This window comes from Halorubrum sp. SD612 (assembly GCF_002135005.1).
The window spans coordinates 9,119-27,941 of sequence record NZ_NEWI01000023.1 but is presented as its reverse complement, the minus strand read 5'-3'; the positions used below and the strand labels follow the sequence as shown (position 1 = coordinate 27,941).

Sequence of the window (18,823 nt, the reverse complement as noted above, 5' to 3'; positions counted from 1 at the left end):
GGGGAGGCGGGGGCCGGGAGGCGGTGGAAGGGCGCGGGGGGGGCGGCGCCGGGGCCGGGGCGGCCGGGTCCGGGGGACTCGGCGAGGGCGTCCGGGCATGCGTGGGCCGCGACGGCGATCTCGGTGTCGTCGCCGACGACCGCCGGCGACGAGGGGGTCACGTCCCGCACGTCGAACCGGAGCGTGAGCGCGCCGCCGAGGCGCGTCACCTCGACCTCGTCGCCGACGGCCACGGCCCGCCGATCGAGCCGGCGGCGGATGGCGTCCTCGCTCCGCTCGAGGTCGACGGACTGCCGGTGCCGGAGCGTGATCGACGACGCGGCCGGGAGCGACGACGCCGCGACGGTCGCGTTGTCACCCGGATCGAGTCCGGCGCTCCGGCGGAGCCGCTCGGGGAGGAAGACGGCACGCGTCTGGGCGTCGACCGCGACGACCGGGGCGACGACGCGGTGCGACCCCTCGACGGCGATCGAACCGCCGGGGGCGACGCCGAGGTCGGCGAGGACGGCTTCGGGGAGGCCGACGCGGTCTTCGGGAACCGACGCGGGCGGCTCGCGGACCGGAACGCGCACGCTCATCGTGTCCGGGCTCGCTCGCGGGACGGTCCGGCGGCGACTATCGTCGACAGCATACGTCGATCGTTACGCCTACCGACCACAAAGTAATCACCCCCTAACTGGACAGCCGACGGGAGCCCGGGCGGTCGGTCCACGCTGTCCAAGTCGTCCGACCCGCGGGGGGAGACCCGGACCGCCGGAAGGCAGGCAAGCATTAACCCGTGTCGGTGCGAAGGGCGGAGCATGGCGAACGCTCGGGCGCTCCTCGTCCACCCGGAGGAGGGGAGCGATCGGATTGAGACGGCGCTCGGCGCCGCGGGGTTCGAAGTGACGCGCACTGACACGGCCTCGTCCGCGGTCGCGAAGGCGACGACCGGGGAGTACGACTGCGTCGTCAGCGAGTACGCCCTCGCCGGCGACGACGGGGTTGCGCTCGCGACCGCGATCGAGGAGTCCGACGCGGGCGTCCCGGTCGTGATGTTTACCGAGACGGACGAGGAGGGCGTCCCCGAGGCCGCCTTCGAGAACGGCGTCGACAGGTTCCTCCAGAAGAACGGATCGGCGTCGATCGAACGGCTCGTCTCCGACGTCTCGACGGTCTGCTCGGGGGTGCCGACCTCGGAGCCGCGACAGGACGTGTCCGACCACGAGCCGTCCGCGGGAGAGGTGACGCGGGCCGTCGAGGACGCGCCGATCGGGATCAGCATGAGCGATCCGGACCTCCCGGACTACCCGCTCGTGTACGTCAACAACGCGTGGGAGGAGCACACCGGCTACCCGGTCGAGGAGGCGCTCGGCCGTAACCCGCGGTTCCTCCAGGGACCGGGGACGGACCCGGAGACCGTCGACGAGATCGGGGAAGCGATCGCGAACGAGGAGGAGGCGACCGTCGAGATCCGGAACTACCGGCGCGACGGGACCCCGTTCTGGAACGAGCTGACGGTCGCGCCGATCTACGACGAGAAGGGCGAGCTGGCCCACTACGTCGGGTTCCAGAACGACATCAGCGAGCGGAAGGCGGCGGAGCGGCTCGCCGAGGAGCGCGCCGAGAAGCTCGCGACGGAGCGGCGCTCGCTGGACAGGGTGTTGGGCCGCGTGAACGGGCTGTTCAGCGATATCAGTCGCATCCTCGTCGAGAACCGCGACTCGGGCGTCATCTCGGAGCGCGTGTGCGAGGTCGTCGCCGGCGAACCGGGGTACGCCGGCGGGTGGATCGGCGAGGTGTCGTCCGCGACCGGTCGGCTCGAGATACGCGCCGCGAGCGGCGTGGCGGTCGAGTCGGGCGCGACGTTCGACATCGAGGAGACGCCGGCGGAGGTACGGGAGACGGTCGAGACGGGGGAGCCGCACAGCGGCTCGATAGAGCACGTCGCCGACGGCCCGCTCGAACCGAAGACCGCCGGCGGGCGGCGCCTCCTCGTCGTGCCGCTGACGTACGGAGAGCGGCAGTACGGCCTGTTGGCTATCTACGGCAGCGGCGCGGGCGTGCTCGACCGCCGCGAGCGGCGGGTGTGCGAGTCCGTCGGGAAGATGATCGCGAACGGGCTCCACTCCATCGAGACCACGGAGATACTCACGACCGACCGCGTGGTGGAGCTCGTGGTCGGGATCCGCGACTCGACGGCGTCGCTCGCGCGGATCGCAGACGCGGTCGGCGGGGAAGTTGAACACCTCGGGACGACGCGACTCGACGACGACGCCTGCGAACTGTACTTCCGCGCCGACGGCGAGGGCGTCGACCTCGACGAGCTCGCCTCCCTCCCGCTGGTCGAATCGATGCGGACCGTCTCGGAGACGAACGACGGCGTCAGCTTCGCCGTCACCGTCACCGAGTCGCCGCCGCTCACCCAGCTGGCCGATCACGGCGGCGTCGTCGCCGAGGCGACCGCCACGCCGGAGGGAGCGACGCTGACGATAGAGGCGCCGCCCGAGCGCGACGTCCGGTCGATCCTCGACGTGTTCCGCGACGAGTACGAGGGCGTCGAGCTCCGCTCGCGCGTCGAGCGCGAGAGCCGCGACCGGACCGTCGCTGAGTTCGCGGCCGCGGTCGATGAGCGGCTCACCGACCGGCAGCGGGCGGCGCTGAAGACCGCCGAGCTGAACGGCTACTTCGAGTGGCCGCGGCCGGTCGACGGGTCGGAGATCGCGGAGCGGATGGGGATCACCCGACAGACGTTCCACCAGCACCTCCGCGCGGCCGAGCGGAAGCTGGTCGAGGCGTACGTCGATCCCCGGTCAAACTGATGGCCCAGGGGTCTGTGAGCGGGGGTGCCGCCGCATGAGCGACGAGCAGTCGAGCCCGAGCGACGACGGGCCGGACGCGGGCGACGATCCGTTCGCCGCGAGCGACGTGATCGTCGTCGCGGCCGACCCCGAGTCCGTGTTCGCGTTCCTCGACGATCCGGCGAACCACGCGGCGGTCACGCCCGGGCTCACGGACGTTCGGGACGTCGAACCGCTGGCGAACGGCGGGAAGCGCCTCTCGTACACCTACCGGATGGCGGGAGTCGGCATCGACGGCGAGATAGTCCAGACCCTCCACGAGCCGTCCGAGCGCCACGTCTTCGAACTCCGGGGGCGGCTCACCGGCACCATCGACCTCCGGACCGAGCCCGTCGACCGGGGGACGGAGCTGACGTACGCCGCGACGTACGGCCTGCCGGAGAACGCGCTCACGAGGCTCGGCGCACCCGTTGTCCGTCGGTTCAACGAGCGGCAACTCCGGGCGGCGCTGGAGAACGTCGCGGCCGAGTTCGACGGGAACGAGTGACGCTTCGGGAGCGGGCAGCGCGCGGCCGCGGCGCCGCGACCCGGGGACTGCGGGACGGTACGGCGTCGACAGGCGAAGTATTAACCGTGGGATGGCCTAACTAGGAGGCATGGAACCGATCACCCTCCAAGCCGGCCTCGGCTTCGGGCTCGTGAGCGTCGGCCTGCTCGCGCTTCTGCTCGTGGTCGTCACGCTCTGGCAGTCGTTCGAGATCGTCGACGCCTACGAGAAGAAGACGCTCACCGTCTTCGGCGAGTACCGCAAACTGCTCGAACCGGGGATCAACCTCATCCCGCCGTTCGTCTCCCGCACGTACCCGTTCGACATGCGGACCCAGACGCTGGACGTGCCCCGGCAGGAGGCGATCACGCGGGACAACTCTCCCGTGACCGCCGACGCGGTCGTCTACATCAAGGTGATGGACGCGAAGAAGGCGTTCCTCGAAGTCGACGACTACAAGAAGGCCGTCTCGAACCTCGCGCAGACCACCCTCCGGGCGGTCCTCGGCGACATGGAGCTCGACGACACGCTGAACAAGCGCCAAGAGATCAACGCAAAGATTCGCAAGGAACTGGACGAGCCCACCGACGAGTGGGGGATCCGCGTCGAGGCCGTCGAGGTCCGCGAGGTGAGCCCCTCACAGGAGGTCCAGCGCGCGATGGAGCAACAGACCGGCGCGGAGCGCCGCCGCCGCGCGATGATCCTCGAAGCGCAGGGTGAACGCCGCTCCGCGGTCGAGCAGGCCGAGGGTGACAAGCAGTCCAACATCATCCGCGCGCAGGGTGAAAAGCAGTCCCAGATCCTCGAAGCACAGGGGGACGCCATCTCGACGGTCCTCCGCGCCCGCTCCGCCGAGTCGATGGGCGAACGCGCCATCATCGAGCGCGGCATGGAGACCCTAGAGGAGATCGGGAAAGGCGAGTCCACCACCTTCGTCCTCCCGCAGGAGCTCACCAGCCTCGTCGGCCGCTACGGCAAGGCCCTCTCCGGCTCCGACGTTCAGCAGATGGAGGGGTTAGAGGGCAAGGAGTTCGACGAGGAGACGGAGAAGCTGCTCGGGTTGGAAGACATCGAGAGCGCCCTCGAACAGATCGACACCGTGGCCGACGACGACCTCCGCACCGACGAGACCCGGGACGGGGACGCGGCCCGCGACGTCGACCTCGCCAAGCAGGAGGCTGCGACCCGCGAGGCCGACCGCGACATCGAACTGGAGGCCGAAAGCGAGCGGCCGAGCGACTGAGACGCGCGGGCGATCGTGAGCCGGGTCAGGGCCGCCAGCGGTCCGGGTCGACCGCCCAGAGGAGGGCGACTGCGACCGTGCCACCGACTCCTCCCGTGACCAACGAGAGGGGGTCGGACGCCCCCGCCGCGAGCGCCGCGAGCAGCAGGACGGAGCCGACGAGGAGGGCGACGGTGTCCTCGGTTGTCGTCGCGCGGACCACCGGCGCCACGGCGCCGCCGACGGCCGCACCGGCGGCGATCCGCGCGGGCGGACCGGTCGTGAGGACGGCGTGTGCCGCCGGGTTCGTCGCCGTCGCGGGGGCCGATCCGGGCGCTGCGACGAGGCCGACGCCGAACGCGAGCGCGGCGACGGCGCCGAACGCGGGCGCGACCAGCGCGGCGCGGGCGGAGCCGTCGCCCCCGGTCGCGGCGGCCGCGCCGCCGACGAGCAGGACCGACCCGGCCGCGAGGAGCGCGGGGGCGGCGAGCGACGAGAGAGGAGCGGGTGCGGTCAGTGCGATTCCGTCGGCCGCGGACGAGGAGGGGACGAACGCCGGCGCGACCGTTCCCGCGAGACCGATCGCGGTGACGCCGACGACGAGGAGGGCCGAACCGAGGAGTCGACTGCGGAGTGACATGCGTGGCCGGAAGCGTCCCGGCCACAAAACGATCGCGGGACCGAGCCGGGATCGCGGCGGAGGGGGGCCCGACCGTCACACCGTGATGCCGGCGCGCTCGTCGCCGATGGCGACGATCACGCGCTCCGGGGGGCCGCGCCCGTCCGCGAGGCGCAACAGGAGCGTCTTGACGACCGGCTCGTCGGCGTCGATCTCGCCGCGGACGCCGCCTTGGTCGACGGCGATCCGAAGCGAGTGGTCGCCGGTGCGGCTGATCCCGCCGAGCCGGAGGCGGACCTCGGGCGCGGTGAGCCGCTGGGCGATCACTAAGATCGCGTCGCCCCCGTCGTCGACGAAGTCGGTGCGCTCGACGAACGCGCGGGACTCGGTCGCGTCGGGTTTGAGCGCGCCGCGGGCCGCGGCGGCGGACCGGAAGGAAGCGGCGTGAGTCGGTAGCTCCTCCGGGCGCGCGAGGACGCTGCGCGCGTCGACCATCGGGTTGCCGTCGACGTACCGGCTCCGCACGCCGAGGTCGCGCGGCGTCGAGGCGGCCACGTCGTGGAGGCGGTCGACGCACCCGGCGGTGGCGACCGCGAGCGCTCCGGAGACGACAGCACGACGGTACACGGGCGAGAGTGTGGCACAGCGACGTAAAAACCCCGCCGTCACGGTGACGCGGGCTGAGAATCGGACGCTACTCGTCGATCATCGGCGCGGGCACGCCCTCGTCGCCGCCGTCGATCTCGAAGGCGCGGCGCAGCTCCGCGATCCGGTCGCGGATGTCCGCCGCCAGCTCGAACTCGAGGTTGCTCGCGGCCTCGTCCATGCGGTCCTCGAGGGCCTCGATCTGGGCTTTCGCCTCGGCTTCGCTCTCCACGTCGCCGACGCTGACCGACGAGGTGTCCGTCTTCGAGCCGGGGAGGTTCGTCTCGCTGACCGGCTTGTCGATGGTGGTCGCCTCGTAGCCGTGCTCGGCGTTGTACTCCAGTTGGATCTCGCGCCGGCGCTGGGTCTCCTCGATCGCCGCCTCCATCGAGTCGGTCACCTCGTCGGCGTAGAGGACGACCTCGCCGTTGACGTTGCGCGCGGCCCGCCCCATGGTCTGGACGAGCGTCGTGGTGGAGCGGAGGAACCCCTCTTGGTCGGCGTCGAGGATGGCGACGAGGCTCACCTCCGGGATGTCGAGCCCCTCGCGGAGCAGGTTGATCCCGACGAGCACGTCGATGTTGCCCAGGCGGAGGTCGCGGATGATCTCGTGGCGTTCGAGGGTGTCGGTCTCGTCGTGCATGTACGCCACGTCGACGCCCGCTTCCTCGAGGTACTCTGTGAGATCCTCGGCCATCCGCTTGGTGAGCGTGGTGACGAGGACGCGCTCGTCGCGCTCGATCCGGTCGTCGACGCGCTCGAGGAGGTCGTCGACCTGCCCGGTGGCCCCCGTCACCTCCACCTTCGGATCGACGAGGTGGGTCGGCCGGACGATCTGCTCGACGATCCGGTCGGAGGTCTCGCGCTCGTAGTCGCCCGGCGTCGCGGAGACGTAGAGGGTGCGGTCCGTCTTCTCCTCGAACTCCTCGAACGTCAGGGGGCGGTTGTCGTAGGCGGTCGGGAGCCGGAACCCGTTCTCGACGAGCGAGTCCTTCCGCGACTTGTCGCCCTCGTACTGCCCTTTGATCTGCGGGATCGTCTGGTGGGACTCGTCGACGACGGTGAGGAAGTCGTCGGGGAAGTAGTCCAGCAGGGTGTAGGGGGCGTCGCCGGACTCGCGGTCGTCCATGTGGACCGAGTAGTTCTCGATCCCGGAGCAGTAGCCCGCCTCCCGCAGCATCTCGATGTCGAAGGTGGTCCGCTCCTCGATGCGCTGGGCGGCCACGAGGTCGCCCTGCCGCTTGAAGTAGCTCACCCGCTTCTCCATCAGGTCCTCGATCTCCGCGATCGCCTGCTCCAGCTTGTCGTCCGGGATCGAGTAGTGCTCCGCCGGGTGGAGCATCACCGCGGGCTCCTCGGAGACGACCTCGCCGTGCATCGGGTCCACCTTGATCATCCGGTCGATCTCCTCGCCCCACAGCTCGACGCGCACCGCGTAGCGCCCGTACATCGGGTAGATCTCGACGGTGTCGCCCCGGACGCGGAACGTCCCCTGCGTGAAGTCCACGTCGTTGCGCTCGTAGTTCAGGTCGACGAGCCGGGTGAGCAGCTCCTCGCGGTCGACCTCCTCGCCGACCTCCAGGCGGAGCGCCATGTCGCGGTAGTTCCCCGGGTCGCCTAGCCCGTAGATGGCCGAGACGCTCGCGACGACGATCACGTCGTCGCGGGTCAGCAGGGAGCGCGTCGCGGAGTGGCGCAGGCGGTCGATCTCCTCGTTTATCGACATCTCCTTGTCGATGAACGTGTCCGTCTGCTCGACGTACGCCTCCGGCTGGTAGTAGTCGTAGTAGGAGACGAAGTACTCGACGGCGTTGTCCGGGAACAGCTCGCGGAACTCCTCGTACAGCTGGGCCGCGAGCGTCTTGTTGTGGGCGAGAACGAGAGTGGGCTGGTCCAACTCCTCGGCGACCCACGAGACGGTGTTGGTCTTCCCGGACCCCGTCACGCCGAGCAGCGTCTGCTTTGTTGCGCCCGACTCGTACCCCTCGACGAGTTGCTCGATCGCCTCGGGCTGGTCGCCCGCGGGCTCGAACGGGGCGTCGACGCGGAGCGGGCGGTCGACGGTCGGGCGGTCCTCCGAGAGGGGGGAGTCGGCGTCGCTCACGATACGCGTCGTTGGGCGGCGAGCCACTTGAGCGGCGCGGCTACGTCGGTGACTGCGACGAAACCGGTTCCGCGCGGACGGTTCCGCTCGGGGGAAAACCGATTACTGATCCGACGGAACACCCGGTCGTGTCCCTCCTCGCTCCCCCCGTCGCCTTCGGCGCCGCCCTAGTGCTGTTCGTCTGGCTCGCATCCGGCGTCTGGGTGAACCTCGACGCGCACGCCCGCGGAAGTGACTATCCGGCCGTCTGGGGCGTCTTCGCACCGCTCTCGGGAATTGTGCTGTTCTACTACCTGCTGTGGTGGCGCCGCGGACGGTCTCGCGAGTACCCGCCGTCGCGGTGGGAGCGGGCCACCGCGATCGTCGCCGTCGCCGGTCCCGCGGGGCTGGTCGTCGGGAGCCTCGTCTCGCCGCCCGATCCGATCTCCCAGCTGACCGTCTGGCCGGTCGCGTTCGCCGGCTGCCTCCCCGTCGCGTACTGGGTGGTCGGAAGAAGATTCGACGCGACCGGCGACTCGTTTATAAGCGGTTGGTAACGAATCGGCGACGAACACCGCCAAAGCCCCAACCGCGAGGGCGCAGTACGCTTGTTGCGCTCCTCGGTTGCTCACTCCGTTCGCTCCCTGCGGTGCTTACGTCGTCATCAGAACGCTCCGCGTTCTGATTGGCTCATGAGAGCTTCGCTCTCCTGAACGCCTACTGCGCCCTCGCGGTAGCGTGGCGCTACGCGCCACGGGCAGCCGGCGGCTTCGCCACCGGCGACTACCCCTTTGGGTCCCACCCCGCACGGCACCGCGCCTCACACCTCCCCAGCCTCGTCGGTCGCCGTCGCTTCGCTCGGCGACCGACTCCCTCGCGCGTGCGGTTCGCGGCCTGACGGCCGCTCACCGGCACGCGCCACCGCATCTGTTTATAACCAGTCTCGCGTCGCCACCAGTCCCGCCCCTCCGGACGAAAACATTTCCCCCTGTCCGCGCGACACTCCCCGTATGCGCATCGCCGTCCCCAACAAGGGCCGCCTGCACGAGCCGACGCTCTCGCTGTTGGAGCGCGCGGGGCTCCACGTCGAGGAGACCGCCGACCGCCAGCTGTACGCCGACACCGTCGACGAGGACGTGACGGTGCTGTTCGCGCGGGCGGCCGACATCCCCGAGTACGTCCGCGACGGCGCGGCCGACCTCGGCGTCACCGGCCTCGACCAGGCGGCCGAGTCCGGCGGCGTCGTCGACATCGCGAGCGCGGCGGCCGAGGGCGACCTCGTCGACCTGCTCGATCTGGGCTACGGTTCCTGTCGGCTCGTCCTCGCCGCGCCCGAGGCTGGCGGGGTGTCGGCGGTCGAGGACCTAGCGGCCAGGACGGTCGCGACCGAGTTTCCGAACGTCACCCGCGACTACCTCGACCGCGTGGGCGTCGACGCCGACGTGGTCACGGTGACGGGCGCGACGGAGCTGACCCCGCACGTCGACATGGCGGACGCCATCGTCGACATCACCTCGACGGGGACGACGCTGAAAGTGAACCGGCTGGCGGTGATCGACGACGTGCTCGACTCCTCCGTCCGGCTGTTTGCGCGCCCCGACGTGGTCGACGACGCGAAGGTCGAGCAGGTGGTGACCGCCTTCGAGTCCGTCCTCGCCGCGGACGGCCGCCGCTACCTGATGATGAACGCGCCGAAGAAGCGGCTCGACGCGGTGAAAGACGTGATCCCTGGGCTCGGCGGACCGACGGTGATGGACGTCGAGGCCGACGAGAACGGCAACGGGATGGTGGCGGTCCACGCCGTCGTCGACGAGCGCGACGTGTTCGAGACGATCTCGGATCTCCGGTCGGTCGGCGCGACCGGCATCCTCGTCACGGAAATCGAGCGCCTCGTGGAGTGAGCGAGAGGCGAAGCGGTCAGTCCCCCGCGTCGTCGCCCTCGCCGATCAGCCGCTCTTTCTCGGCGCGCGACAGCGACTTGACCGCGTACTCCCGCGACATCGCCGCCGACTTCGAGTCGAACGACTCGACGTGGCGGAGGGTGACGGGGGTCCGCCCGCGGGTGTACTTCGCGCCCTCGCCGGCGTCGTGTTCGGCGACGCGCCGCTCAACGTCGGTCGTGTACCCGGTGTAGAGGGTGCCGTCGGCGCACTCGATGACGTACACGTGGTGGTCGGCCACGGTCGGCCGTCCGAGCGCGAGCGGCAAGTGTGTGCGGGTGTGCCCGGAGGGGCAGGCGAACGGAGCAGTCGCTCCCCGTGCGCTCGTCCTTCGATCGGCGTTTCGCCGGTCAGTCCCCGGTTCGAGTCCGCTCGCGAGACACCTCTGCGATGCCCGCGTTCGCGGAGCACTTCGGGCACGCGTTCAGGTCGCCGCGTTCGTCCGCGAAGACGCGAGCGAAGCGGTCCGAGACGTGCGACCCGCAGTGGTCACAGCGTGGCATGTGATGCCGACGTGCGTCGGCAACTACCATACGGGCTCGACGAACTAATACCCTTTTTCGACCCAGTCGGCTGCCGGTATACGGTCGGTTAAGCGAGTCCGGATGTCGCCGGATCTCCTCGCTCGATCCCCCCGCTCACTCGGCGCGCGCGGCGTCGACCGCGCGGGCGATCAGCCCGGCCTGCGCGCCGGCGACGAACCCGGCGTCGACGTTGACGGTCGTCAGCACGGAGCACGACTGGAGCGCCCCCTCCAAGGCCGCCACTCCCTCGCCGCCGACGCCGTAGCCGGTCGAGACGGGGAGCGCGATCACGGGGGCGTCGACGAGGCCGGCGACGACCGTCGGGAGCGCCCCCTCGCGACCCGCCGCGACCACGACGGCGTCCGCCTCGCGGACCCGGTCGGCCTGGTCCACGATCCGGTCGAGGTTGGCGACGCCGACGTCGTCGACCCGGTCGACGGTCGCCCCGATCTCGCGGGCGACGACCGCGGCCTCGCCGGCGACGGGCGCGTCCGCGGTGCCGGCGGCCACGACCGCGACCGCGGCGTCGAGCGAGGGGAGTTCGAAGTCGACCGCGTGCGCGACGACGGTCCCGGTCCGATCGTCGCGCTCGACCGTCGCGTCCGGTCCCACGTCGCCGACCGCCGACGCCACCGCGGCCGCCGTCGCCTCGTCCGCCCGCGTCACGAGCGCCCGGCCGGTGGTGTCGAGCGCCGTCGTCGCCAGGGCGGCGACCTCCGCAGGTGTCTTCCCCTCCGCGAGGATCGCCTCCGGGATCCCGCGGCGTCGCTCGCGGGCGGCGTCGAAGCGCCCCGCGTCCGTGGTCGCGTAGCCCGCGAGCCGCGACTCCGCCTCCTCGATGCCGATCTCACCCGCCTCCAGCGCCGCTAACGTCTCTCGCATGGGGCGTCGTCGGGGGCGGCCTCGGTCGAAGCTGTCGGTTCGAGCCGAGCGCGCCGCGCGCGAGGTCGAGCCGGAGTCGAAGCGCGTTCGCGAGCGTCACGCGACGACGCGCGCTCCGTCCGGACCGCGCTCGGAGCGGGGTCGGGCCGCGTTTCGCGTCGTGCTCGCGGCGGGGCGGAGACGAGAATCTCACAAGACTTATACGCGCTTGTACTCGCGGCCTCCCGCGAACGGGCCGCACGGCGCCCCTCGCGGTCGAATTCAGGAACTCTTATTAACCATCACCGGGTAGGCCCGATCGCATGGCAGACCTCATTGTCAAAGCGGCCGTCAAGGAAGCCCTGGACGACAAGAACGTCGCTTCGGACTTCTACGACGCGCTGGACGACGAAGTGGACGAGCTGCTCGAAGACGCCGCGCGCCGCGCCGAGGCCAACGACCGGAAGACGGTCCAGCCGCGCGACCTCTAAGACGGAACTCGTTTCCGTTCCATTTTATTTGCGTGCCGCCCGCCGAGCGGCCGCGCTGCGGGGCGTCGCCCGGGGATATCAGACCGACTCGATCCGGACGCCGGACTCGGTGCCGACATGTATCTCGTCGGTCATCCCGACGAACAGCCCGTGCTCGACGACGCCCGGAACCTCGGCCAGCGTCGCCGACAGGGCGACCGGGTCGGCGATCTCGCCGAACGCGCAGTCGAGCACGAGGTTCCCGTTGTCAGTCACCACCGGACCGTCCTTCCGCTCCGCGCGCCGCAGCGTCGGCTCGCCGTCGGCCTCCCGGACGGCCGCGGCGACGGCGGTCCGTCCCGATGGCAGCACCTCGACCGGGACCGGCCGGTCCAGCCGCGGCGACTCCTTCGAGGGGTCCGCGACGACGAGGAAGCGGTCGGCCGCGGCGTCGACCAACTTCTCGCGGGCGTGGGCCGCGCCGCCGCCCTTTATCAGAGCCCCGCCGGTGTCGGGGGCGCCGCCCCCGTCGACGCCGGTCGCCACCTGGTCCGCGCCGTCGATGGCGAGGTCGATACCCGGGCCGTCGAGACCGACCGCCTCGGGGAGGTCGAGGCAGGGAATCCCCGCCCCGACCGCGAGTTCGCGGCTCGCGAACGAGGTCGGGACGCCCCGGACGTCGAGGCCGGCGTCGACCCGGTCCCCGAGCCGCCGGACCGCGTGCGCCGCCGTCGACCCCGTCCCCAGTCCGACCACGTCGCCGTCGGTGACGGCCTCGGCCGCCGACTCGCCGGCGCGCCGCTTCATCGCGTCACTCCCGCCGCTCGTCTTCATGCGACGAGGTGCGGGCGGAGCTATTGAAAAGGCGTCGGCGGTTCGCTCCGACCGCGCGACCGCCGAAATGTATTACTCGCGACGCGATCAGTCGGAAGTGTGTCCTCGGCAACCGCTGTCCTCCCGCTGTTCGGCCTGACGCTCCTCGGTGCGATGTTCGTGACCGCGGCGCTTCAGTCGCGCGGTCGACTCCCCTTCGCGGTCCCCGAAGGCGCGTACGTCGCCGTCTCGGTCGGGGCCGTCTCCGTCGTCGCGCAGTCCCTCGTCGGGTCGGACCGAGAGACCGTCGCGATCCTCGCCGTCGGGGCCCTCGCGTGGGCGACTGGGTACGAGACGGCGCGCGGTGACGACGAGAGGTAGGTCGCCGCCTACTCCAACCGGTCCAAGACGGCCTCCGCGTCGTAGGCCAAGGATAGTTCGCGGGAGCGGCCGCGGCCGTCGACGTCGGCGTACTCCGCGTCGATCACGCCGAGCTGGTCGAGCTTGTTGAGGATCTCCGAGTAGCGGGTGTAGCCGAGCCCCGTCTCGTCGTTGAACGCGTCGTACACCGCGCCGGCGCGCTCGCCGTCGTGCTCGGCGAGGACGCGGACGAGGTCACGCTCGGAGTCGGAGAGCCCGCGCAGCGACCGCGAGAGGTGGACGTGCTTCGACTTGTCGTACGCGTCCTCGACGTCCTCCTTCGAGACGGTCTTCGAGGCGCGCATCTCCGCGTTGAGCCCGGCCCGGCGCAGGAGGTCGATCCCGACCCGGAGGTCGCCGCTCTCGGCGGTGAGGTCGGCGACCCGCTCCAGTTCGGCGTCACCGATGACGCCCTCGTGGAAGCCGCGCTTGGCGCGCTCGGCGAGGATGTCGTAGATCTCGGTCGCGTCGTAGACGGGGAAGTACACCTCCTCGGGCCGGAAGACCGACTGGACACGGGTGTCGAGGTCGTCGATCACGTCGAGCCCGAGGTCCGAGGAGACGACGATGACGCCGATCTTCGCGCCGGAGTGCGCCTCGTGGGCGCGGAGGAGCGAGTACAGCGTGTCGGAGGCCTCGTTCTCGTAAAAGAGGTAGTTCACGTCGTCCAAGGCGACGACGAGCACCTCGTCCTCCTCGACGAGGCGGTCGGTGATCTGGCCGAACAACTTCTTAAACGAGATGCCCGACGACGGGGGTTCGTACTCGAAGATCCCCTCGAACAGCCGGGAGAACACCGCGTAGCGCGTGGAGTCGACCTGGCAGTTGACGCGGACCGTCCGCACCTCGGTCCGGGCGCCGAGCTCGCCGAAGAGCTTCTGGACCGCGGTGGTCTTGCCTGTTCCCGGCGGTCCGCGAACCATCGTGTTGAGCGGGCGGGAGCCGCGAACCGCGGGGCGGAGCGCGTACTTGAGGTTCTCCAGTTGGCTCTCGCGGTGGCGGAACGTCTCGGGGACGTGGTCGATCTCGAACACCGACTCGTCGCGGAACACCGACTCGTCCCACGAGAGCATGTCCCCGCCGTCCCCGGTCATGCGAGTACCACGAGAGGCCGCGCACTTAACCGTTGCCCGGCGTCGGGGCGGAACTGAAACTTGTCGCGCCAGCGTCGGATAAGAGCGATTCCGCCGATCGGTCGTTCACTCTCGGTCCGCCGCGCTTCCGGCCGCGTCGGCCGAGATGTCCGCCGGGTCCGCCTCGCCTCCCGCGTCCGCCTCGCGGCGCAACACCAGCACGTGGCGCGTCAGCGACCGGTGAACCCGGCGCTCGAACGCCGCGTCGACGGTCCACCCGGCGTCGCGGGCGGGGCCGCGCCAGTCGCGGTCGGCGATCAGCACCGCGCGCGGCGCGACCCGGGCCGCCTCCGCAAGCGCGCCCGCGACGAGATCGGCCAGCTCGTGGCGCGCGATCTTCGACTGTCGGCCGTAGGGGGCGTCGAACGCGACCCCGTCGACGGCGTCGTCGGGAAGCGGGAGCGCGGTCGCGTCGCCGCGGGCGACGTGCCAGTCGGGGGAGAGAGCGTCGGCGTCGTCGGCGAGGTATGCGCGGAAGTTCCGCCGCGCGCCGTCGGCCATCTTCGCCTGCGCGTCGCAGGCGACCGCGTCGGCGCCGACGAGGCCCGCTTCGAGGGGGAGACCGCCGGTGCCGCACATGGGATCGAGCAGGGTCCGCCCGGGGGCGGCGCCCGCGAGGTTAGCGTAGGCGCGGGCGTCGACCGGGGCCATGCTCCCCGGCTGGAAGAAGGGGCGGTCGGTGGGGTCCGGCGCGAAGTCGCGGGCGGCCTCGGCGGCGACCCACCCGAGCGCGCACAGGTCCGCGTCGCCGCCGTCCGCGCCGGCCACCGCGTCGTGTTCGGCGCGCGGGCCGGCGGCGAAGAGCGCGCGGAGGACGTGGTCGGGGTCGTCGAGGTCGACGTCGAACCCGCGGTCGACGAGGACGCTCCCGAGTTCGCGCTCGACCGCCTCGGTGGAGACTCCCGACGTTCCCCGGACGTCGCGGGCGCGGACCGCCACGCTTCCGGAGCGGTCGAGCGGCGCGGCGCGGAGCGCGGCGACCGCGGCGTCGACGTCGGCGTCCGTCCGCGCGACCGCATCGTGGGCGGCGCGCGTGTACGCGAGGCGCCGGACGTGCGCGCCGTCGATCCCGCCGGTCCGAGCGATCCCCGGCGCGAGGAGGTCGACGCCGGTCGCCGCGGTCGCCGCTTCGCGGGCGGCGAAGGCGTCGGTCTCGCCGGCGAGTTCGAGCCAGTACACGCCGACCGCTCCGCGCGGCGACGGCAATAGCGTGGCGGTTCCGACCAGCCACCTTTTTAAGTCGTTCGGGCGAGGATGGAGGTAATGAGGGCCGACCCGAAGGAGACGATCACCGTCGAAAACGTCGTCGCTTCCACGGGGATCGGGCAGGAACTCGATCTCCAGAGCGTCGCGATGGACCTCGAGGGCGCCGACTACGACCCCGAGCAGTTCCCCGGGCTCGTCTACCGCACCACGGACCCGAAGTCGGCCGCCCTGATCTTCCGCTCCGGGAAGATCGTCTGTACGGGCGCGAACTCGGTCGAGGCGGTCCACGAGAGCCTCGACATCGTGTTCGCGGAGCTCCGCGCGCTCCAGATCCCGATCGAGGACCCGGAGGTCACCGTCCAGAACATCGTCACGTCGGCCGACCTCGGCGAGAGCCTGAACCTGAACGCGATCGCGATCGGGCTCGGCTTGGAACACATCGAGTACGAGCCGGAGCAGTTCCCCGGGCTCGTCTACCGGCTCGACGAGCCGGAGGTCGTCGCGCTGCTCTTCGGCAGCGGGAAAGTGGTCGTCACCGGCGGCACGAGCCCCGCCGACGCCGAGGCAGCCGTCGACGTGATCGTCGAGGAGCTGAACGGCCTCGGGCTGTTGGACTGACGCGGCGAGCCCGCGATCGAGACGGGGCCGCGATGCGGCGACACCGCGACCGCGTTCCGCGATCACTTTTACCCGTCGCCGCGTATGGCGACCATGCTCTTACAGACGGTGACGCCGGTCTCCGTGCTCGGGACGACCGTCCTGTTGGCGCTGTTCCTCTGTCTCACCGCGCACGTCGCGGCCCGGAACGTCCTCGGCGACGCCGACCCGCGGCGGGCCCTCTACATCGGCCCGCTGCCCGCGGTGATCAGCGTCGCCGGCAACGGGCTCGAACTCCCCGGGGGGCTCATCCTCCTCGCGGCGCTCCTCGTCGACGGGACGATGTTCTGGTGGAGCTACGAGCAGCCGCGGCGGGCGGTCGCCGCGATGACGCTGATCCACGCCGTGGTCACGACGCTGCTGGCCGGGCTCCTGATATTGGTCTCGATCCTGCTCGCGTCGATGCCCGGATAGGACGGCCGGAAGTGACGTCGAGGCGAGCGCCCGGGAGCGAGACCGCGCGCCCGCGTCACGGCGACGGCGGCGGGCCGTCGTACGCGTCGTGGTCCTGATAGAAGTTCAGCATCGCGAACTTCAGCTTCGCGGGGTCGACGTCGAGCAGCTCCTCGCGCTCCTCGGGCGGGAACGCGGACCGGACCGAGTACTTCCCCATGTCGGCGGTCGTGTAGCGCCGGTCCGCGAGGATCCGGACGCCGTAGTCGTCGGGGCCGCGGATCACTCGGCCGAGCGCCTGTCGCGTCTTGCGGATCGTCGGGACCTCGACCGCGTACGTCCACCCCGGGTCGCGGGCGCGGTCGCGGTCCGCGAACGCGCGGTCGTAGGCGTCCTGGACCGCCTCCGTGCGGTCCGAGAGGTGCGGGTACGGGACGCCCACGACGACGACCGTCCGGGCGTCGTCGCCGTCGAAGCTCACGCCCTCGCCGAGCGTCCCCCACAGCGAGGTGAACAGCGCGGCGCCGTCGCTCTCGACGAACTCGCTGCGGAGCCGCTCCTCGTCCTCGCCCGGCCCGTCAAGGTGGATCGGACCGAGGTCGACAGCGTCCGCCGCGGCGCCGCCGGCGGCGCTTCCGCCCCCGCTCGGCCCAGCGAGCCGCTCGTGGTAGCGCTCGGCCTCGGCGTACGACGGGAAGAAGGCGAGCGTGTTGCCCGGGGTAAAGCGGATTGCGTCGCGGAGCAGCGACGACACGGCCTCCTGCGTCTCCGGGTCGTTTCGGTCGACGGCGAACAGCGGCGGCACGTCGGCGGCGAACGTCCGGCGGTTCGCCTCGGGGTACCCCATCTCGTAGGCCATCGAGGCGACGTCCTCCAGCCCCAGCACGTCCTCGGTCACGTCGAACGGGCGCAGCGTCGCGCTCATCAGGACCGAGGCGGCCACCTCGTCGAACAGCTCGCTCGTGACGCTCCGCGGGATACAGGTGTACAGCTCCGCCCGGCCGTACACCTCGTCGGTGCCGCCGTCGCGCCGGACGGAGAGCACGGGATACTGGCCGAACTCCGCGCCCTCGTCCATCCACGTCGAGACGAACCGGGCGGCCGCGAGCGTCTGCGACTCCGACCGGGTGGTCGCCTCCCCGTCCCGGTAGCGGCGCTCGTACTCCTCGTCTATCGCCTGGCCGAGCTGGACGGCGAGCTCGGTCTCCGCGTCGATCCCCGTCCCCTCGTAGTTGCGGAGAAACGCGAGCGTGAGGTCGTCGCGGCGGTCGTCGTTGGCGACCGCAATGTCCTCCCAGTTCTCCGTCACGGACTCGGAGCCGCCGAAGCCGAGCGCGTCCTCGTACGTCTCGACGAGGGCGTCGCGGAAGGCGCGGAGGACGTTCTCGGCGGGCTCCGCGCGGGAGTCGTCGCTGTCGGCCACCTCGTCTAAGGCGGCGTCGAGCGTGTTCTCCGTCAGCGTTCGGGTGGCGTGGTCGCGGGCGGCGTTCTCGATGTTGTGCGCTTCGTCGAACACGGTGATTATCTCGCTCGGGTCGCGGTCGATCCACCGGAAGAACTGCTCGCGGATGTTCGGGTCGAGCAGGTGGTGGTAGTTACAAACGACCAGGTCGACCCCCTCCATCCCCTTCTTCAGCAGCTCGTAGCCGCACAGCGCGCGCTCGTCGGCGTACTCGTACACGTCGTCGGGGGTGCGGACGTCATCGAAGAGCCACCCGAAGAAGTCGTCCGTGTCGCGGGTGAGATTGTTGCGGTAGTGTTCGCAGACGTTCGCGGCGTCGTACTCCTCCATCTCCGCCTCCAGCTCGTCGAGTTCGTCCATGACCGACTCGCGGGCCTCGGCGGCGCCCGTATCGCCCTCGCGGCTCTCGGCCAGCAGCTCGCGCTGTCGCGACTCCAGCTCGCGGACCTCGCTCTCCGTCTCGACCATCTCGCGGGTGGTGTCGCGGAGGGTCTGACACTCCTGGTAGTCGACGTCGATGTGGCACATCGACGACTTCCCCTTGAACACGACCGCGCGGATGGGTTCTTCGCACGTGATCGCGCGGGCGTCCTCGACAAACTGCCGCATCTGCTGGTGGACGTTGGTCGTGATGACGACCGTGCGGTCGTGCTCGCGCGCGTGTTCCAGCGCGGGCACGAGCGCCGAGAGGGTCTTCCCGGTCCCGGGCGCCCCCTCGAACAGCACGTCCTGTCCGCGGTCCAGCGCGTTGGCGACCCGGTCCATCGCCTCGCGCTGGTTCGGGTACGGCTCCTCGTACGGGAAGAACCGCAGGTGCGGCGACTCTGACACGGGGAGGGGTTCGGCGTCACCGGTCAAAAGGGGTCGGGTGGCGGGGCGGAAGTGGTCCGCCCGGCCGGGGTCGTCGGACGACGCCGGCGACGCACCCGCTAATTTAACAGCGCGCGGCGAGCACCCGGAGACGAGTGGTGCACTAGCTCCGGACCGTTCGCGGGGTCACCGAGCCCGACGGCGGAGACCAGGCGGTTCCCGGACTGCAGCCTCTCGG

The 18,823-nt window shown here is 71.0% G+C and carries 19 protein-coding genes and 1 pseudogene; 9 read left to right on the top strand and 11 right to left on the bottom strand.

All coding sequences use genetic code 11. The features are described 5' to 3' along the window. Positions 1–578 (bottom strand): annotated as a pseudogene (locus B9G38_RS04490) (AAA family ATPase); the annotation flags it as partial. A gap of 222 nt (positions 579–800) precedes the next feature. Between B9G38_RS04490 and B9G38_RS04485 the strand changes: the two are divergent. The 3 genes from B9G38_RS04485 (at position 801) to B9G38_RS04475 (ending at position 4,570) form a co-directional block, all read left to right on the top strand. Continuing rightward, positions 801–2,801 carry a bacterio-opsin activator domain-containing protein gene (locus tag B9G38_RS04485; protein ID WP_086219635.1) on the top strand — a complete coding sequence of 667 codons (2,001 nt, stop codon included), beginning with the start codon at positions 801–803 and terminating at the stop codon, positions 2,799–2,801. A gap of 34 nt (positions 2,802–2,835) precedes the next feature. After that, positions 2,836–3,327 (top strand): SRPBCC family protein, encoded by a 492-nt coding sequence (locus tag B9G38_RS04480; protein WP_086219634.1) that lies wholly within the window; start codon positions 2,836–2,838, stop codon positions 3,325–3,327. A gap of 109 nt (positions 3,328–3,436) precedes the next feature. Continuing rightward, complete coding sequence (locus B9G38_RS04475; RefSeq protein WP_086219633.1) at positions 3,437–4,570, top strand: SPFH domain-containing protein; 1,134 nt, start codon at positions 3,437–3,439, stop codon at positions 4,568–4,570. A 25-nt stretch (positions 4,571–4,595) separates the two neighbouring features. Here B9G38_RS04475 and B9G38_RS04470 read toward each other — a convergent pair whose 3' ends face one another. From B9G38_RS04470 to uvrB, 3 genes are all read right to left on the bottom strand, one after another. Continuing rightward, on the bottom strand, positions 4,596–5,189 hold the full coding sequence (locus B9G38_RS04470) for a hypothetical protein (protein ID WP_086219632.1): 594 nt from the start codon (positions 5,187–5,189) through the stop codon (positions 4,596–4,598). 75 nt (positions 5,190–5,264) lie between these two features. Further along, a complete protein-coding gene (locus B9G38_RS04465; protein ID WP_086219631.1) occupies positions 5,265–5,795 on the bottom strand; it encodes a hypothetical protein in 531 nt (176 codons plus the stop codon). Positions 5,796–5,862: 67 nt separating this feature from the next. After that, positions 5,863–7,917 carry an excinuclease ABC subunit UvrB gene (gene uvrB, locus B9G38_RS04460; protein WP_086219630.1) on the bottom strand — a complete coding sequence of 685 codons (2,055 nt, stop codon included), beginning with the start codon at positions 7,915–7,917 and terminating at the stop codon, positions 5,863–5,865. Between the two features lie 128 nt (positions 7,918–8,045). Between uvrB and B9G38_RS04455 the strand changes: the two genes are divergently transcribed. Both B9G38_RS04455 and hisG read left to right on the top strand, forming a co-directional pair. After that, on the top strand, positions 8,046–8,453 hold the full coding sequence (locus B9G38_RS04455) for a hypothetical protein (protein ID WP_086219629.1): 408 nt from the start codon (positions 8,046–8,048) through the stop codon (positions 8,451–8,453). A 453-nt stretch (positions 8,454–8,906) separates the two neighbouring features. Beyond that, the gene (gene hisG / locus B9G38_RS04450) at positions 8,907–9,797 is read left to right on the top strand and encodes an ATP phosphoribosyltransferase (protein ID WP_086219628.1); all 891 of its coding nucleotides are present in this window, start codon (positions 8,907–8,909) and stop codon (positions 9,795–9,797) included. 16 nt (positions 9,798–9,813) lie between these two features. Here the strand turns inward: hisG and B9G38_RS04445 are convergent, their stop codons facing one another. The 3 genes from B9G38_RS04445 to larB all read right to left on the bottom strand — a co-directional run bounded on the left by B9G38_RS04445 (position 9,814) and on the right by larB (position 11,242). Further along, the gene (locus tag B9G38_RS04445) at positions 9,814–10,077 is read right to left on the bottom strand and encodes a GIY-YIG nuclease family protein (protein ID WP_049932157.1); all 264 of its coding nucleotides are present in this window, start codon (positions 10,075–10,077) and stop codon (positions 9,814–9,816) included. Positions 10,078–10,186: 109 nt separating this feature from the next. Continuing rightward, on the bottom strand, positions 10,187–10,339 hold the full coding sequence (locus tag B9G38_RS18170) for a hypothetical protein (RefSeq protein WP_008440770.1): 153 nt from the start codon (positions 10,337–10,339) through the stop codon (positions 10,187–10,189). 135 nt (positions 10,340–10,474) lie between these two features. Then, on the bottom strand, positions 10,475–11,242 hold the full coding sequence (gene larB / locus B9G38_RS04440; RefSeq protein WP_086219627.1) for a nickel pincer cofactor biosynthesis protein LarB: 768 nt from the start codon (positions 11,240–11,242) through the stop codon (positions 10,475–10,477). Between the two features lie 302 nt (positions 11,243–11,544). Here larB and B9G38_RS04435 point away from each other — a divergent pair, with 302 nt between their 5' ends. Continuing rightward, positions 11,545–11,712, top strand: coding sequence for a DUF1931 family protein (locus B9G38_RS04435; RefSeq protein WP_004047560.1), 168 nt, complete (start codon positions 11,545–11,547; stop codon positions 11,710–11,712). Between the two features lie 78 nt (positions 11,713–11,790). On the opposite strand, the gene rpiA is transcribed toward B9G38_RS04435, so the two are convergent. Beyond that, complete coding sequence (gene rpiA / locus B9G38_RS04430; protein WP_086219626.1) at positions 11,791–12,525, bottom strand: ribose-5-phosphate isomerase RpiA; 735 nt, start codon at positions 12,523–12,525, stop codon at positions 11,791–11,793. Positions 12,526–12,624: 99 nt separating this feature from the next. Between rpiA and B9G38_RS04425 the strand changes: the two genes are divergently transcribed. Next, positions 12,625–12,885 (top strand): hypothetical protein, encoded by a 261-nt coding sequence (locus B9G38_RS04425; protein ID WP_049932131.1) that lies wholly within the window; start codon positions 12,625–12,627, stop codon positions 12,883–12,885. Positions 12,886–12,893: 8 nt separating this feature from the next. On the opposite strand, the gene B9G38_RS04420 is transcribed toward B9G38_RS04425, so the two are convergent. After that, positions 12,894–14,018, bottom strand: a complete 1,125-nt coding sequence (locus tag B9G38_RS04420) for an ORC1-type DNA replication protein (RefSeq protein WP_086219625.1) — start codon at positions 14,016–14,018, stop codon at positions 12,894–12,896. Between the two features lie 105 nt (positions 14,019–14,123). After that, on the bottom strand, positions 14,124–15,236 hold the full coding sequence (locus B9G38_RS04415; protein ID WP_086219624.1) for an RNA methyltransferase: 1,113 nt from the start codon (positions 15,234–15,236) through the stop codon (positions 14,124–14,126). Between the two features lie 84 nt (positions 15,237–15,320). On the opposite strand from B9G38_RS04415, the gene B9G38_RS04410 reads away from it, so the two are divergent. Both B9G38_RS04410 and B9G38_RS04405 read left to right on the top strand, forming a co-directional pair. Further along, positions 15,321–15,881 carry a TATA-box-binding protein gene (locus B9G38_RS04410; protein WP_049932128.1) on the top strand — a complete coding sequence of 187 codons (561 nt, stop codon included), beginning with the start codon at positions 15,321–15,323 and terminating at the stop codon, positions 15,879–15,881. A gap of 93 nt (positions 15,882–15,974) precedes the next feature. Continuing rightward, a complete protein-coding gene (locus tag B9G38_RS04405) occupies positions 15,975–16,334 on the top strand; it encodes a hypothetical protein (protein WP_049932127.1) in 360 nt (119 codons plus the stop codon). A gap of 55 nt (positions 16,335–16,389) precedes the next feature. On the opposite strand, the gene B9G38_RS04400 is transcribed toward B9G38_RS04405, so the two are convergent. Beyond that, on the bottom strand, positions 16,390–18,606 hold the full coding sequence (locus B9G38_RS04400) for an ATP-dependent DNA helicase (protein ID WP_086219623.1): 2,217 nt from the start codon (positions 18,604–18,606) through the stop codon (positions 16,390–16,392). Positions 18,607–18,823 lie beyond the last annotated feature (217 nt).

Coding starts and splice junctions, on each gene's coding strand:
- B9G38_RS04485 (WP_086219635.1), top strand. CDS start 801: ATGGCGAACGCTCGGGCGCTCCTCGTCCACCCGGAGGAGGGGAGCGAT.
- B9G38_RS04480 (WP_086219634.1), top strand. CDS start 2,836: ATGAGCGACGAGCAGTCGAGCCCGAGCGACGACGGGCCGGACGCGGGC.
- B9G38_RS04475 (WP_086219633.1), top strand. CDS start 3,437: ATGGAACCGATCACCCTCCAAGCCGGCCTCGGCTTCGGGCTCGTGAGC.
- B9G38_RS04470 (WP_086219632.1), bottom strand. CDS start 5,189: ATGTCACTCCGCAGTCGACTCCTCGGTTCGGCCCTCCTCGTCGTCGGC.
- hisG (WP_086219628.1), top strand. CDS start 8,907: ATGCGCATCGCCGTCCCCAACAAGGGCCGCCTGCACGAGCCGACGCTC.
- B9G38_RS18170 (WP_008440770.1), bottom strand. CDS start 10,339: ATGCCACGCTGTGACCACTGCGGGTCGCACGTCTCGGACCGCTTCGCT.
- larB (WP_086219627.1), bottom strand. CDS start 11,242: ATGCGAGAGACGTTAGCGGCGCTGGAGGCGGGTGAGATCGGCATCGAG.
- B9G38_RS04435 (WP_004047560.1), top strand. CDS start 11,545: ATGGCAGACCTCATTGTCAAAGCGGCCGTCAAGGAAGCCCTGGACGAC.
- rpiA (WP_086219626.1), bottom strand. CDS start 12,525: ATGAAGACGAGCGGCGGGAGTGACGCGATGAAGCGGCGCGCCGGCGAG.
- B9G38_RS04420 (WP_086219625.1), bottom strand. CDS start 14,018: ATGACCGGGGACGGCGGGGACATGCTCTCGTGGGACGAGTCGGTGTTC.
- B9G38_RS04410 (WP_049932128.1), top strand. CDS start 15,321: ATGAGGGCCGACCCGAAGGAGACGATCACCGTCGAAAACGTCGTCGCT.
- B9G38_RS04405 (WP_049932127.1), top strand. CDS start 15,975: ATGCTCTTACAGACGGTGACGCCGGTCTCCGTGCTCGGGACGACCGTC.